Origin of the sequence: Bacillus cereus, assembly GCF_007678085.1 — a bacterium.
Classification (GTDB): Bacteria; Bacillota; Bacilli; order Bacillales; family Bacillaceae_G; genus Bacillus_A; species Bacillus_A cereus_BE.
The window spans coordinates 183,194-198,345 of the sequence record NZ_VEDW01000004.1 but is presented as its reverse complement, the minus strand read 5'-3'; the positions used below and the strand labels follow the sequence as shown (position 1 = coordinate 198,345).

Here is a 15,152-nt window from a genome sequence, read left to right as displayed (position 1 = left end):
ACTTTTCCTCCGTCCCAGAATATATAAAATAAAAAAGGGAGAATCCCATGAAACGAAATACTTACATTGATTTCTTAGCTTATTACGGAATAGGTAGTGCTCATCCTGGAGGTTTTACGTTAACGAAACAATTGTTAGCACAACTACCTTTTAAATATGGAGCGAATGTCCTTGAGATAGGTTGCGGTACGGGGAAAACAGCGGCGTATATGACAAAAGAATGTGGTTATAAAGTAACGGCGGTTGAAAAGAATGATATTATGGTTCAAAAGGCGAAAGATAGATGGTCGTTTGAAGGAATAGATATTCAATTAATTGAAGGAAGTGTAGAGCAATTACCTTGTTTGCATGACTCATTTGAGTTCGTACTTGGAGAATCGATACTCGCTTTTACAGAGAAAGAGAAGGTTATCTCGGAGTGCTATCGTGTACTACAGAAAGACGGTAAGCTTGTTGTCATTGAAATGATTATTGATAGGCACATTGATAAGAATGAGGAAGAAAAAATTGCTCAATTATACGGGATGAAAGAATTATTAACTGAGAGTGAGTGGGTACAATTATTTCAGAAAGCAAACTTTAAGCGGGTTACTATTGCTGGCGGTGGTACAATTGCAGAAACAATCTCTGGCTATATAGAAGAGCCGGAATGGAATGTATCCTCACATATTCCAAATGACTTATATGAGGCATGGGTACAGCATGAAAATGTACGAATTATGTATCAACATATTTTAGGTCATCGCATTTTTATATGTGAAAAATAAAGAAAGAGAGTTGGCTAAAGATAGTCAACTCTTTACTATGTTAAATGAAAAATAATGCAGCTAATGTAATTCCGAAGATGAAACCAAATCCCAGTTCGACGCCCCAGCCACAACCGCCGCCTCCCCAGCCGCCGCAACTACCACAACCACGACCGCCACATCCACAGCCGCTGAATCCACCACCACAACCAAATCCGCAACTATCACATCTGCTAATGCCACCGCAAAGATCACAGCCACCGTTTGCATATGCGTCATAGTATCCAAATCCTGTATCAAAAGATGAGCGCTGTTGCACTGGTTCAATCCATACAGAGCTTTTTGTCACATCAATTATTTTGCCTAAATGAATGCGACCATCACGATCTTCAATTCGAACGACTTTACCGAAATAACGTTGGCACGTATCGTAACATTTTTGTCTATGCATGTTCTTTCCTCCTTCCCATTACAGTAATACGATATGTAATGGGGACAAGTGCGGCTTGTACGAATGCCCTATCTATCATAATTGTTATAGAAAGGGGAAATATAGGAGAAGGATATATAAGGAGGAAAAGGAAATGAAATCTACAGATCAGTTTCAGATATACGAAGTACGGTGGGAAGAGTTTATTGAAGCCTTACGAGAGGAAATGAAGAAGCAAGTTGGGGCAGATATTATTGATACAGTAGTTTGCAATTTAGAAGATGGTTTTGAAGTGTATACATATGTGCAGGGGGATTTGGATTTTGAATATAAGGAAGCGCTGGAAAGGAAATACGGGAGCGATGCAAAAACTCCTAATGTGTTAACGATTATGTTATTAGCAAGTATTTATAGTACAAGTGAAGAGAATATCCGCTTACATGCAGATCATAAAGATAATCCGATTGTTGAAGTGTATGTGAAGCAATAAAACACGCTGTGAAGGCGTGTTTTTTATTTGTATGATAAAATGTTAGAAAATTAAGAAAGATGGTTATGATTTGAAAATTAAACATCTTAATTTAACAGTTTCAGATGTAGCAGCTACTAGAGAGTTTTTAGAAAAATATTTTGGTTTAACTTGTAGCGGGGCAAGGGGAAATGGCTTTGCAGTTATGCGTGATAATGATGGGTTTATATTAACGTTAATGAAAGGGAAAGACGTACATTATCCACAAACATTTCATGTAGGATTTCCACAAGAAAATAATGAACAAGTAGATAAGATAAATCAAAGATTGAAGGAAGATGGATTTTTGGTTGAGGCCCCTAAACGTGCACATGCGTATACATTTTATGTGGAAGCACCTGGTGGATTTACAATTGAAGTGATGTGTTAATTCAAAATCAAACTTTTTGTTATGTGTTTTCAATATAAAAAGTAGGAAAAGTCTGTTTTAAGTGTAGAGCTTAAACAGGCTTTTTTACTTATAGTATCGGATAGGAAACGCTAGAAGGAATCATATTCAGTTTATATAACTGTTTACATAATAAAGTTATGCTGTGTTAGTTGTCCAAAAATACAAGTCATATATCTTGTATCCTCTCATAAATTTAAACATAGGAATTTGTCTACAAAGGTGGCGAAGCCTCATCATGAAAATTCGAATTTGTGCCACATTCATGTTGTTTCTATTTATATGGTTACATCCTTTTTGGACTTTTGCAAAAGGAGAGGAGGCAAAGGAAAGGGTCGTTTCACTTGTATATGATGATTCGGGCAGCATGAGAAATAACGATCGCTGGAAATATGCCAATTACGCTTTGCAAAGTTTAGTTGCGCTATTAGATGAAAAAGATAAATTTTCGTACGTTCCAATGAGCAAGCCTAATGATTCATTAAACATTTCGTTAACGAAGGATAAGAGACAAACAGAAATTGAGGGAATTGGAGCATGGAAAACGTATTTAAATACTCCGTTTAGCGCAGTAGAAACGGCGATGCAATCTATAAAAAAGGAAGCAGATATAGATGGGAAACGTGAATTTTGGCTTATTGTCTTAACTGACGGGGCATTTAATGACTTAGAGAAAGATAAGGTTGGCGGAAAAGAACAAATTACACAGAAGTTAGCACAGTTTAAGAAGGATATGGATGCAAAAAAGATATCGTTACATCCAATTTTAATTACGATGGAAGAGGATTTAGGACAGCAAGAAAAAGCACAACTAAATACGTTTAAAGAAATATGGAAGAAAGAGATAAATGGAGTTAAGATGCCATCTAGTGGAGAGGATGGTATTGTAAAAAGCGTCAATCAAGTAGCAGCATTAGTTGCAAATCGTGATCCATTCTCCTCTGTTGAATCGATTGTAAAAACGAAAGTAGTAGGGAAGAAAGTAGAGATTACAACACCATTTCCATTAAAGCGTATGACGCTTGTACGACAATCGCCTTCCTTGTCTAATTATCAGGTCACACAAATTTCTAAACCATTACAATTACAATCTTCTTTTTCCATACATGCACCAGGAGAAGCGAAATTATTCGGAAATATAGTTCATATCAGTACGGAAAATCAGGAAGTTATTAAACCAGGAACTTATACGATAGAGGTGGACCAGGATATTGAGAAAGAAGGACTACAAGTACTAGTTGAACCGGCGCTTAACTATACTGTTTCTACTTATGACAAAGATGATAGTAGTCAAAAAAATGTGGAAAAAATGTACGAAGGTGCTACTGCTGTTATTGAAGCGAAGCCTACGGAATTACCAATTCAGTCTTCATATTTTCAGGCAGAAGTAGAAATAGACGGAAAACAGTATCCGATGAAGTGGGACGATAAAAAACATGTATTTTACTACGAAATGAAGATTGATAAAGGGTTAGTACGTGGGAAAGTTCATATGAACATAAAGGGTTTTTACAGACAAACGAAAGAATTTAAAATCGAAGTAACAGAAAGACCAAAATTATCACTACAAACGATTACGAAAGATTATGAAGAAAAAGTAACAAATTTAGAGAATAGTAAACCGTTTATTATACAACCACAGTTAGATGGTAAGCCGATGACAGAAGGGGCTGTAAAGAAATTATTAAAATCTACTGGTGTCACATTTAAACAATCAATCAACTATGAAATAAAACAACAGGGTAATCAAATTTATATTTATCCTCGCCCTCATTACTCCGACACATTCAATTTCACAGATACCGGCACCGTAGAAGCTACCATCGTAGTGCAAGATTCAAAATTACAAGAAGTAAAGAAAAAAATATCACTTCATATTCAAAATGCACCGTTTTATGAAAAATATGAGCTTATTTTTAAGTTTGTTATTCCTATCACTTTATTACTGTTAGTAGTAGGAATAATCGTTTTAGGATGGATTGTTCGTCCAAGATTTCACCGGAAAGCACTATTGTATTACGAATGGGATCAAGAAGTAGCGAAAGATTGGCTATATCAATCTGAACCAGAGTTACTTAAAAATAAATGGTGGAAGCACTATTTTGGTATTCCATTCCGAGCAGAAAGAAAGACCGTGCAATCCGTTACGTTTATAGCAAAAAAAGGATCGAAATCGATATTTGTAGCGAAAGATTCCCAAGTAGTAGGAATGATTATTGATGGGATGTTTATAACAGAGGATGAGGTTGGAATGGAACATAAGACGCTATATCCAAATGAACTTTTAGTAATTGATAGAGGATATGGTAAAGAGATTTACAGGTACGAGTGTGAATAGTAGATAGGGCAAAGGGGGGGGATTTTAGCTTTCCCTCCTCTTTTCAAACAAGCAAGAATAGGAAGGTGGTTCACATGACGTTACAAGTTCCAACGATATTAATTGGTTTAGGTGGAATCGGTAGTACTGTGACACATCAAATATATGAAAGGCTACCTGAGGAGCGCAGAAAAAAGGTAGCAATGCACGTATTTGATACAGATGTGAATACATTGAGTAAATTTGATCATATTCGAAAGTTTAAGACGCAAACGAGTTCTAGTAAAACGCCAAGAGAGTATATTGCGGGAGACCCAACGATTCCTGAGTGGTTTCCAATGGATCCGACTATACTTGATAAACCGCTGACAGAAGGGGCAGGACAATTACGCGTCATTTCCCGTTTAGCGTTACGTGCTGCGATGAAAGAAGATAAATTGACATCCTTTTGGCAAGAAATTGAGAAGATTTTTCCGGTTACAAGCGATCAAACGGAATATGGAGTACGTGTCATTATCGTAACGTCACTAGCGGGCGGAACAGGTTCAGGGATGTTTCTGCAAATTGCATTATATTTACGTGAAATGCTTCGGAAAAAACTGCAACATCACAACATTTTAATACGCGGTGCGTTTCTGATGCCAGACGTTTTAGTTAAGACGAGAACGGTTAGTGCGAAAGAGTTTGAAACGGTGCAAGCAAATGGCTACGCATCGTTAAAAGAATTACATGCGATTACACTCGGTTCTACAGGAGAACTATCCAAACGCGGTGGTGTCACGATTGAATTAGAGTATCGTCCTGATCAGGTAGATGAAGACGGAAGAACGAATCATACGATTAAACAGCATCATTTACCGTACAATTATTGTTTCTTATACGATTACGAAAATCTACATGGACACCATCTGCATAATTTATCAGATTATATGGAGCAAATGGCAAATACGATTTATTTACAGTTATTTAGTCCGATGTCTGCCAATCATTTTGCACAGGAAGATAATCAAATTCAGCAATTAGCAGAATCGAGCGGGAAAGGGCGATATTGCGGGGCAGGAACGGCAAAGATTATTTATCCGTATGAGCACGTGTTAAAATATTGTGCTTTAAAATGGGCTGTGCAAGGTTTAGATGAATCGTGGCTTCATTTAGACCAACTGTTTCAAGAGAAGAAACAAAGATACGATCAAGATGTAAAGCGTGGTATGCAACGTGAAAAGCCAGAGCGTGGGAAAAGTTATTTAGAAGACTTAGAACATCTTGCTACTCGTCCAGAACAGGCTCATATTTTCTATAGACAAATGTACAATGAAACACGTGAAGGAGCAGAGGGCGGTAAGGTCGGCGTTGCAAAATCTAAACTGTTTTTAGAAGCTGTAGAAAGTTATGTACAGCGTACGGTGCAAAAAGACGAGGAATTAAATCGTCTACAGCATGAGTGTAAAATTTCAGCTGCGAAGCTGAAAATGATGGAGCAAATGAAAGGTGAAGTAGCAAGAGTGGATCATGCGGTTCGTTTATATGGGTATGCGATTCCGAGCCGTGTACATGAACATGTAACGACACTATTGTATGACATGATTGAATCAGACCGTTTTTCGCCAAGTGGTTCTGAAGGCCAGTCATATCAACTAAATACATGGTTTTTAAAGAAAACAGATCCTGTTCATCCAGTATCAGCTCGCTTTATGTTATATGAGATTCGAAAGCAGTTAGTCGAGAAAATGAATCGACTACATGAAAATAATGAACAAAAGCGCAATTTAATTCAAAACTACGATAAGAAATTTAATGTGAGTAATATTGATGGAACGGTAACAGCTGTTCGCCGAGTAGAAATCGCGCAGCAACAAGGCTGGTTTGGAAAAATGATGAATAATCAGCAGCGTTTGTTTAAAAAAGAATTTGAAGATATTGTAACGCAGTACGTACACAAATTAAATGAGTATCGTAAAGAAATGCTATTAGAACTCGTTTATCAATCACTATATCAAGCAGTTAATAAAATGATTCAATATTGGGAAAGGTTTTTTGATAATTTACACGAGACACGTGAAAATTTATTGTTCGAAATTCAAAAACGAAGCAAGGAATTTGAAGGGAAAACAAACCCAACGAATGTATACGTATTAGCTGAAGAGAAGTTGCAAGAAAAGATATGGCAAGATATGCAGCAACATTTAAATTTAGGAGTATTACCGAAAGATATATCTGCGGAAATTTATATGAGTTTATACGGGGAATATTGCAGGGATGCGAAAACGGAAGAGATTCAATCGAAAAAGGTAGAAGATTTTTATCGTGAGCACATACTAAGTTATTGCTACGATGAATTACAAATACGCTATCGCGATAAATTAGAACTGAATATCGTTGAGGCGTTACGAAAAGAAGCGGATTATAAGAAGCGTGATCGTGATGAATACGTCCGTGAAAAAATTGAAGACTTGTTCCATTTAGCAAGTCCATTTGTGCCGAAAGTTTCCCATCATAGGGAATTACAATATTGGGGTATACATCCATCTTTAAAGAAAGAACTACAAGAGGAATTAATTCAAGAAATGTTTAAAGAAAAAGATACAGTACATGAAGCTTTTTCGCCATTTGAAGTCATTTGTTATCGTGCGCATTACGGTTTATCATTGCAAGACTTCCCTAAGCTTTCGTCTGGGCATATTGCAAATGGATTTATGAATGATAAAGGTGATTATTTTCAGTCATACTATCGCCGTGTGAACAAGTTGAATAGTAAAAAATCTAGTTTAACGCCACATTTAGATAAGTATTGGCACTTACCAGCATTCATGCCAGACTTAAATGCAACGCAAACGAAGTTGGATTACGATAAATGTAATCGAGCTCTTCTATACGCGTATATGTATCGTTGGATTAGTTTAGTTGCTGTTGATGGTCAGTTCGTGTATCAATATAACGGCGTTGGACGTAGCTTCTTAATTCAGTCGATGGGAAAAAATATTTCAAGTGAAAGTTACAAATTACACAGAGCGTTGCTTCATAATCCGTTTATTTATGAAAACATCTTATCCAGATTCGAAGAAGAACAAGAAAAGGCGATGATACAAGGCGGACATTTATATACACATCCGTTTGTATTAGGTGCTCAAGATATTAGATGGCTTCGTAAAGAGCATGTCCATAATATTTTAGATATGATTTTAATGTATGACCGTGAAGCAAAATATGACCCAACGCTAGAAGAAACTTCTGATGAATTATTGAGGCTATTCCTTGATGAAATTGAGTTGTATTTCCAAAACTATTACGGTACAGGTGCCGATATGGTTGCAAAGAAAGAGAAAGAAATGTTTATTAAACAATTGTGGGATCGTTCGTATGCGAAAGGTTATGTAGATCCAAATAGTGCTCCTTATAAAAAATGGCAAAATTTATTAAGCGTTCATGATGAAGAGGAAACGCCAAAAACGAATGTATAATGAATGAAAAGGGAATCCTTAAAAGTGGCAATACAACTTTAGAAAAGAGGGATTCCGATGCCGTTTTTAGGAAGTGTATATCAAATATTTGGATTGTATCCAGAAATTTATTATGGAATGATTTCAGCTGAACTTGCAGAGCAGCAAAGATTGGAACAAGCGGAAAACGAAGAGCCAGAAATAGAAGCTTAACTGTATAGGAAGATTCAAAATAAATATGATAACACGTTACTTGCTCTTTACACGTATAAGAGCAAGTAACGTGTTTTTATTATTTAATAATCCCGTTTTCTAAAATTTTAATAGTAGGTACTACTTTCACATTCGCTTTTGAAAAGGCACTCGGCCAATCGTCTTCAACTTCTTTCCATTCTTTATATTGAAAGGCTCTCGCATAGTCACCAAATCCGAATGGATCAAGTTGTTGTTTTTGAATTTTGTGGATTAAATCGTTTAGATCTTTGTTCAGTTGTTTTGTAATAAGTGAAGTTAATTTCTTTCTAGCTTTATCTATATCCATGTTGAATGTAAGTTCAGATACGGAAATTTTAAAATCCATTGCAATATTAAATTTGAAGTGGTTGTCGCTATAGCCTGTGTGAATGTCGCGATTCATGCTAAGAACATTTATTGTTACGAAATCGTCACCTTCTGTATCTTTTCGATGACTATTACTTTCAACTGAATGAGAAGGGATTTTCAGTGTAAGTGAAACAGGTATATTCGCTTTTTTTTGCAACATAAGAAGAAGGGCACTTTCATATCGATTTAAAGACATCTTATAGATTCCGCGAGAAGTTAATAGTGCAGAGCCGGTAACAATCACATCTTTTTTTTCTTTTTTTATTTCTGAAATAGTAGGTGTTATACCTTTATTAAACGTTTGCCTATGAAATTCATGGAATGTCGTAAACACGGTTCGATTGTATAGTTTGTTCGTATTAATTAAATCTGTTAAATACTCAGGAAGAGCAGGCTTATCCTTAAAGTTATTATATATAACGGAAGAAATGGGACCGTCTACTGCAACCATGCGCATATTTCCAGTGTTTTTAGGGTCGCGATACCAAACATCAAGGTAAGGCATAGCTCCTTCTTGTTTTAAAAACTTCGTGCTAAATAAAATGAGTTGTAACTTTTCTGTAGATACTAAACCGCTACTTGAGCTATTAAATGTCGCTTTTGCTTCTCGAGGTGTATGTACTATTGCTTCATGAGTTTCGAACTTTTTTTCTACATCTTCATTAAAAATAGGGTTTACGTGATACACCATTAATTTTCCTTTTGCTTTTGCATCAAAACCGTAAATTAATGAAATCGATTGTTTTTCTAAGTCGAGTCGATCTCCACAGCCTGTTAAAAATGTTATGAGAAAGCAAAATATAATGAAAGGAATAAAGCGTCTCATTTAAATTTTTCTCCTTTTCCAATATTGATAAAGTGTCATGTATAAGAGAAATACGACTGGGAATAGAAAAACGATAAAATAACTTGCAGTTCCCCAAAATTCTCGCAACGCACTTATTTGATAAGAGGAAGGGATATAAAAGAACAGAATGAAAGTACAACCGAATAATAAAAACCAAATAGGTAATGAACTCCCTTTTTTGTTAAGTAATTGATTGATTCCATCTGAAGCAGTAAAAATATAAGGAATGCAAGAATCAAAAATGATAAAGAGATAAAATGACAAAAAGATAATTTCAAATCGTTCCAGAAAAGAAAAGTGAAATGGTGTAACGAGAGAAAGGGTAGGCCATAAAAACTTCGTTATACCATCTGGGCTAAAATACAGGAAAGAAACGAACGTCACTTGCAGGTAAACGAATAAAGTAATCATATTTGCGATAACGATTCCTTTTCTTGCAGATGATTTATTACTGAGATAAGGATAAAGGACGAATGCAAACTCAAATCCGAGAAAGGCAATAATAGTTGATTTTACTGTGTTGAAAACCGGTATCCATCCCTCTTTAAGGAGAGGAAGAAGATAGACCCAGTGCCCATCTTTAAGTGGGATAAATAATAGTAATGGCATCCAAAGTGTAAATAAGACAGTAAAAACAGCATAGCGGCTAATAATAAGGACACCTTTACATGCGAGCATAACCATTGGAATAGATAGTAACATCATAATTAAAAACATTGGAGATCTAGGCAAAATCCAAATGTGAATAACGTATAAGAGAGAGAAAATTAAGGAAACAGCTGCAAGCACAGCATATAAAACCCAAAAAATCATTCCTACTCTTCCTAGCCACTTCCCAAGATAACGAGTTAGCACATCAAGTAAATGATATCCAGGATGCTTCTCCATAATTTTTACGATACATAGACTGACTAAAGTAGTGATAGCACATCCTATAATAATAGACATCCAGCCATCTGTATTGGCCCCTTGTGCAACTTCACGTGGTAGTGTAAGTACACCGAATCCTACTTGAACACCACTAATCGTTAAAATGTATTGAAATAAACTAATCTCCCTCTTTGCGCGCTTTGTCAATTATTTTCCTCCGTTTCTTCTATATCCGGTTGTCGATTTTCTTGTTTTAAGTTAAGGGATAGTGGTCGTTTCTTCATTAGTTTCCATGGCAAACGCACAAGAACGTCTTTTAAATCCGTAGCAAATGATGGAGAAAAAGGACTACCGTAAGGAACACCAAGTGATTCCATAGAAAGAATATGGATGATGATAACTGACATTCCAACCATAATTCCAATGACCCCGAATAAAGAAGCGATTATCATCATTGGAAAGCGAAGAATCCGAACTCCTGCTGACATTTCCAGATTGGGGATGATAAAAGAAGCGACTGCGGTAATAGATACGACGATAACCATAACATTACTTACGATTCCTGCTTGAACTGCAGCTTGTCCAATGACAATTCCTCCTACGACGCCAATCGTTTGTCCAACGGGACCCGGAAGTCGAACTGCAGCTTCGCGGAGCATTTCAAGTACTAATTCCATCAAAAGTGCTTCTAATATGGGAGGGAAAGGAATTTTAGCTCGAGATTCTCCAATTGTTAATAATAATTTAAGTGGAATCACTTCATAATGGAAGGAAATCATAGCAATATAAAGAGCCGGAGCAAATATTGCAATAAATAATCCGGTGAAACGAAGTAATCGTATAAAAGATGGAATGATAGGTCTAAAGCTGTAATCATCTATTGTTTGAAAAAAAGATGAAAAGGTCATAGGTCCAATTAATACGCCTGGTGAGCGATCGACAACAACAGCGATTCGTCCATCCAAAATGTGATGAGCTGTTGTGTCTGGGCGTTCGGTTATTGATAATTGCGGAAAGAGAGTGTAGGAATTATCTTCAACAAACCCTTCTAATTCTCCGGTAGTAATAATAGCATCCACTTTGATTGATTCAATGCGGCAGGCCATTTCTTGTACGACATCTTCGTTTGCAACGTCTGCTAAGTACAGTAAAAAAACCTTTGAAGTAGCTCGTTTACCAACAGTGAACTCCTTCACTTTTAATTCGCGATTTGGAATATATCGACGAATAAGTGCAAGGCTGTCGCCCGCTACTTCATTAAATCCTTCGTGTGAGCTTTTTATGGAAGTTTCTGTTGTAGGTTCTTCAATACTTCTTTTTGGTGCCGATTGCGTATCTAGTTCTAACGCTGTAAGTTGTCCATGTATGAATAAAATGCTTTTACCATATAAAAGGGACTGTTCAATGTCTGACCACTGCTGAACTTTTTTTACATTTCCGATTGTAACGGAAGATTCCCAAAAATCGTCCTCATTCCACTGTTTAAATAGGAGGGGGCGAAGAATATCAATGTTAATAACAGTTTTATCTACAAGTCCTTCCATATATATAAGAGCGGCTTCTTTTCCGTTTTTTAACGGAAAAGTGCGTGTAATTAATTCTGGAATACCGCTAAACAGTTTGGACAAGTGTTTTAAATTAAGGGGAAGAGAAGAAGAGATAGCTTTATTTAATAAGTGATCAGCTTGCTCTTGTGCAGAAAAAGACTTTTCACCACGTATCCATTTATTAAAAGACCCCATTTATTTGCTTACTCCTTGTTATGTTTTATATGGGTTATTATGGATAGTTCCATGCTGATATATGCGTAGATTAAATTTTATATTGTATAATTTTAGCTTTAACGCTATAATTATAGTGTTAAAGATGGAATCGTGATATGACCTGTTATGAATCTATCGTTTTATTTATGAATAAATGGATTGGTATTTTAGCAAGATGTGCTAATAAACTACTCCACCATGATAATAACGTGCCGAAATGTGGTGCGTATATTTTCGTGGTGGAGTTTTTTTTATTCTCAAAAAGGGGGAAAGACCATGAATGACAACATGGTTCATATTACAATTGACGGAAAAAAGTATGCAGCGGAGCCAGGTTCAACGATATTGGGTGTTATTAATGAGAATGGGATTGAACATCCACAAATTTGTTACGTGCCAGAAGTAGATCCTATTCAAACATGTGATACTTGTATTGTAGAAGTTGACGGAAAGTTAATGCGCTCTTGTTCGACAATGGCGATAGAAGGTATGAACATTGAACGTAATTCTGCTCGTGCAAAAGAAGCGCAAACAGAGGCGATGGATCGGTTATTAGAAAATCATTTATTATACTGTACAGTATGTGACAACAACAATGGGAACTGTAAACTGCATAATACAGCAGAATTAATGGAAATCGAACATCAAAAATATCCTTATGAACCGAAAGTAGATGTAAGTGAAGTTGATATGACGCATCCGTTTTATCGCTATGACCCGAATCAATGTATTGCATGCGGTCAATGCGTTGAGGTGTGTCAAAACTTACAAGTAAATGAAACGTTATCGATAGACTGGGAAGCGGAACGCCCACGAGTTATTTGGGATGAAGGAGTAAATATTAATGACTCTTCATGCGTGAGCTGTGGTCAATGTGTAACCATTTGCCCTTGTAACGCTTTAATGGAGAAAACGATGCTCGGTGAAGCTGGATTTATGACGGGATTAAAACCAGATATTCTTGAACCGATGGTAGATTTAATTAAAGAGGTTGAGCCTGGATATAGCGGTATTTTTGCGGTATCAGAAGTGGAAGCAGCCATGCGTGATACTCGTACGAAGAAAACGAAAACAGTATGTACATTTTGTGGTGTAGGTTGTTCATTTGAAGTGTGGACGAAAGGGCGTAAAATCCTTAAAGTACAGCCTTCTTCTGATGCGCCAGTTAACGCAATTTCTACTTGTGTAAAAGGAAAATTCGGTTGGGATTTCGTAAATTCTAAAGAAAGAATTACGAAACCTTTAATTCGTAAAAATGGAGCGTTTGTTGAATCTACATGGGAAGAAGCATTGAATGTAGTTGCAAGTAAATTAGGATCGATTAAAGAAGAGTACGGTAAAGATGCTATCGGTTTTATTTCTTCATCAAAAATTACGAATGAAGACAATTATGTCATTCAAAAATTAGCTCGACAAGTATTTGAAACGAATAATATTGATAACTGCTCACGTTATTGTCAATCACCAGCAACAGACGGATTATTCCGTACCATTGGTATGGGCGGAGATGCTGGAACGATTAAAGATATCGCACAATCCGGTCTTGTTATGATTGTAGGTTGTAATCCGACAGAAGGTCATCCTGTTTTAGCTACACGAATTAAACGTGCACATAAATTACACGGACAAAAATTAATTGTGGCTGATCTTCGTAAAACAGAAATGGCAGAGCGTTCAGACGTCTTTGTTAGTCCAAAACAAGGAACAGATCAAGTATGGTTAATGGCTGTTACGAAATATATGATTGATCAAGGCTGGCACAATCAACGATTTATTGATGAGAATGTAAACTTCTTTGAAGATTTCAAAGAGAGTCTTACAGAATATACACTTGAATATGCAGAGAAAATGACTGGTATTTCAAAAGAAACACTTATTCAAATGGCTGAAATGATTCGTGATGCAGATGGTACATGTATCCTTTGGGGTATGGGAGTAACGCAAAATACAGGGGGATCTGATACTTCCGCTGCGATTTCAAACTTACTTCTTGCAACTGGTAATTATCGTCGTCCAGGTGCTGGTGCATATCCGCTTCGAGGTCATAATAACGTACAAGGTGCTTGTGATATGGGTACTTTACCAGGATGGCTTCCTGGATATCAACACGTTACTAACGATATGGAACGTGCGAAATTTGAAATGGCTTACGGAGTGAAAATTAATAGTGAACCAGGTCTTAATAATATAGAAATGCTGCACGCAATTGACGAAGGGAAAATGAAAGCTATGTATCTTGTCGGAGAGGATATGGCTCTTGTAGACTCTAATGCGAACCATGTACACGAAGTGTTATCAAGCCTTGATTTCTTCGTTGTGCAAGATGTTTTCCTTTCTAAAACTGCTCAATATGCAGATGTTGTATTACCAGCAGCACCGTCTCTTGAGAAAGAAGGTACGTTCACAAATACAGAGCGCCGTGTACAAAGACTATATCAAGTACTTCCTACGCTTGAAGAGGCGAAACCAGACTGGTGGATCGTGCAGGAAGTTGCGAATAAATTAGGTGCAAACTGGAATTATAGCCATCCAAGTGAAATCTTTGCTGAAATGGCAAGCTTATCACCACTATTCTCACAAGCAAACTATGAAGTGCTAGAAGGATGGAATAGTTTCCACTGGGGAAGCTTTGATGGTACGAATACACCATTACTTTTCCAAGACGGATTTAACTTCCCGGATAAAAAGGCTCGTTTTGCGATTGCTGACTGGGTACGTCCAGCTGAATTCCCAGCGGAGTTCGATCTTCACATTAATAACGGTCGTATGCTTGAGCATTTCCATGAAGGAAATATGACAAATAAATCAACTGGTATTCAAACGAAAGTGCCTGGCGTTTTCGTTGAAATTTCTCCAGCGCTTGCAAAAGAACGTGGAGTGAAAACAGGTTCATTAGTTCGCCTCGTCTCTCCGTTTGGAGCGTTAAAATTACGTGCACTTGTAACAGACCGTGTAAAAGCGAATGAGTTATATTTACCGATGAACTCTACAGATAATGAAACAGCGATTAATTTCTTAACAGGTCCTGCAGTTGATACGCGTACAAATACACCTGCTTATAAACAGACGAAAGTGCGTATGGAAGTGCTAGAAGTTGATGGTGAAAATCCGATGCCAAAAGTGAACCCACGCAATAAAAAACGTCACCCTCAAGCTGGCATTGAGGTACAGCGTAAGTGGGCACGTCCAGGGTATGTGCATTTAACGGATAAGTAGGAGGAG

11 protein-coding genes are annotated in these 15,152 nt (G+C 36.8%); 7 read left to right on the top strand and 4 right to left on the bottom strand.

Annotated features, from left to right (window positions below; translation table 11 throughout):
- The first annotated feature begins 47 nt into the window (after positions 1–47).
- Positions 48–767, top strand: coding sequence for a class I SAM-dependent methyltransferase (locus FS742_RS18230; RefSeq protein WP_144614207.1), 720 nt, complete (start codon positions 48–50; stop codon positions 765–767).
- Positions 768–807: 40 nt separating this feature from the next.
- Here FS742_RS18230 and FS742_RS18225 read toward each other — a convergent pair whose 3' ends face one another.
- On the bottom strand, positions 808–1,197 hold the full coding sequence (locus FS742_RS18225) for a hypothetical protein (protein WP_144614205.1): 390 nt from the start codon (positions 1,195–1,197) through the stop codon (positions 808–810).
- Positions 1,198–1,330: 133 nt separating this feature from the next.
- Between FS742_RS18225 and FS742_RS18220 the strand changes: the two genes are divergently transcribed.
- The 5 genes from FS742_RS18220 (at position 1,331) to FS742_RS18200 (ending at position 8,060) form a co-directional block, all read left to right on the top strand.
- Positions 1,331–1,666 carry a hypothetical protein gene (locus FS742_RS18220; protein ID WP_144614695.1) on the top strand — a complete coding sequence of 112 codons (336 nt, stop codon included), beginning with the start codon at positions 1,331–1,333 and terminating at the stop codon, positions 1,664–1,666.
- Between the two features lie 70 nt (positions 1,667–1,736).
- Positions 1,737–2,075 (top strand): VOC family protein, encoded by a 339-nt coding sequence (locus FS742_RS18215; protein ID WP_144614203.1) that lies wholly within the window; start codon positions 1,737–1,739, stop codon positions 2,073–2,075.
- 256 nt (positions 2,076–2,331) lie between these two features.
- Positions 2,332–4,431, top strand: a complete 2,100-nt coding sequence (locus tag FS742_RS18210) for a vWA domain-containing protein (RefSeq protein WP_144614201.1) — start codon at positions 2,332–2,334, stop codon at positions 4,429–4,431.
- Between the two features lie 74 nt (positions 4,432–4,505).
- Positions 4,506–7,868 (top strand): tubulin-like doman-containing protein, encoded by a 3,363-nt coding sequence (locus FS742_RS18205; protein WP_144614199.1) that lies wholly within the window; start codon positions 4,506–4,508, stop codon positions 7,866–7,868.
- A gap of 57 nt (positions 7,869–7,925) precedes the next feature.
- On the top strand, positions 7,926–8,060 hold the full coding sequence (locus FS742_RS18200) for a phosphonate ABC transporter permease (protein ID WP_144614197.1): 135 nt from the start codon (positions 7,926–7,928) through the stop codon (positions 8,058–8,060).
- Between the two features lie 79 nt (positions 8,061–8,139).
- Here FS742_RS18200 and FS742_RS18195 read toward each other — a convergent pair whose 3' ends face one another.
- Genes FS742_RS18195 through FS742_RS18185 form a run of 3 tightly spaced genes read right to left on the bottom strand, consistent with a single transcriptional unit; the run spans position 8,140 to position 11,909 of the window.
- Positions 8,140–9,276 (bottom strand): Ger(x)C family spore germination protein, encoded by a 1,137-nt coding sequence (locus FS742_RS18195; protein WP_144614195.1) that lies wholly within the window; start codon positions 9,274–9,276, stop codon positions 8,140–8,142.
- Positions 9,277–10,374, bottom strand: a complete 1,098-nt coding sequence (locus tag FS742_RS18190) for an endospore germination permease (protein ID WP_144614193.1) — start codon at positions 10,372–10,374, stop codon at positions 9,277–9,279.
- Positions 10,371–11,909, bottom strand: coding sequence for a spore germination protein (locus tag FS742_RS18185; RefSeq protein ID WP_144614191.1), 1,539 nt, complete (start codon positions 11,907–11,909; stop codon positions 10,371–10,373). Before FS742_RS18185 ends, FS742_RS18190 begins: the two co-directional genes overlap by 4 nt.
- Before the next feature lie 297 nt (positions 11,910–12,206).
- Between FS742_RS18185 and fdhF the strand changes: the two genes are divergently transcribed.
- A complete protein-coding gene (fdhF, locus tag FS742_RS18180) occupies positions 12,207–15,146 on the top strand; it encodes a formate dehydrogenase subunit alpha (protein WP_144614189.1) in 2,940 nt (979 codons plus the stop codon).
- The last annotated feature ends 6 nt before the right edge of the window (positions 15,147–15,152 follow it).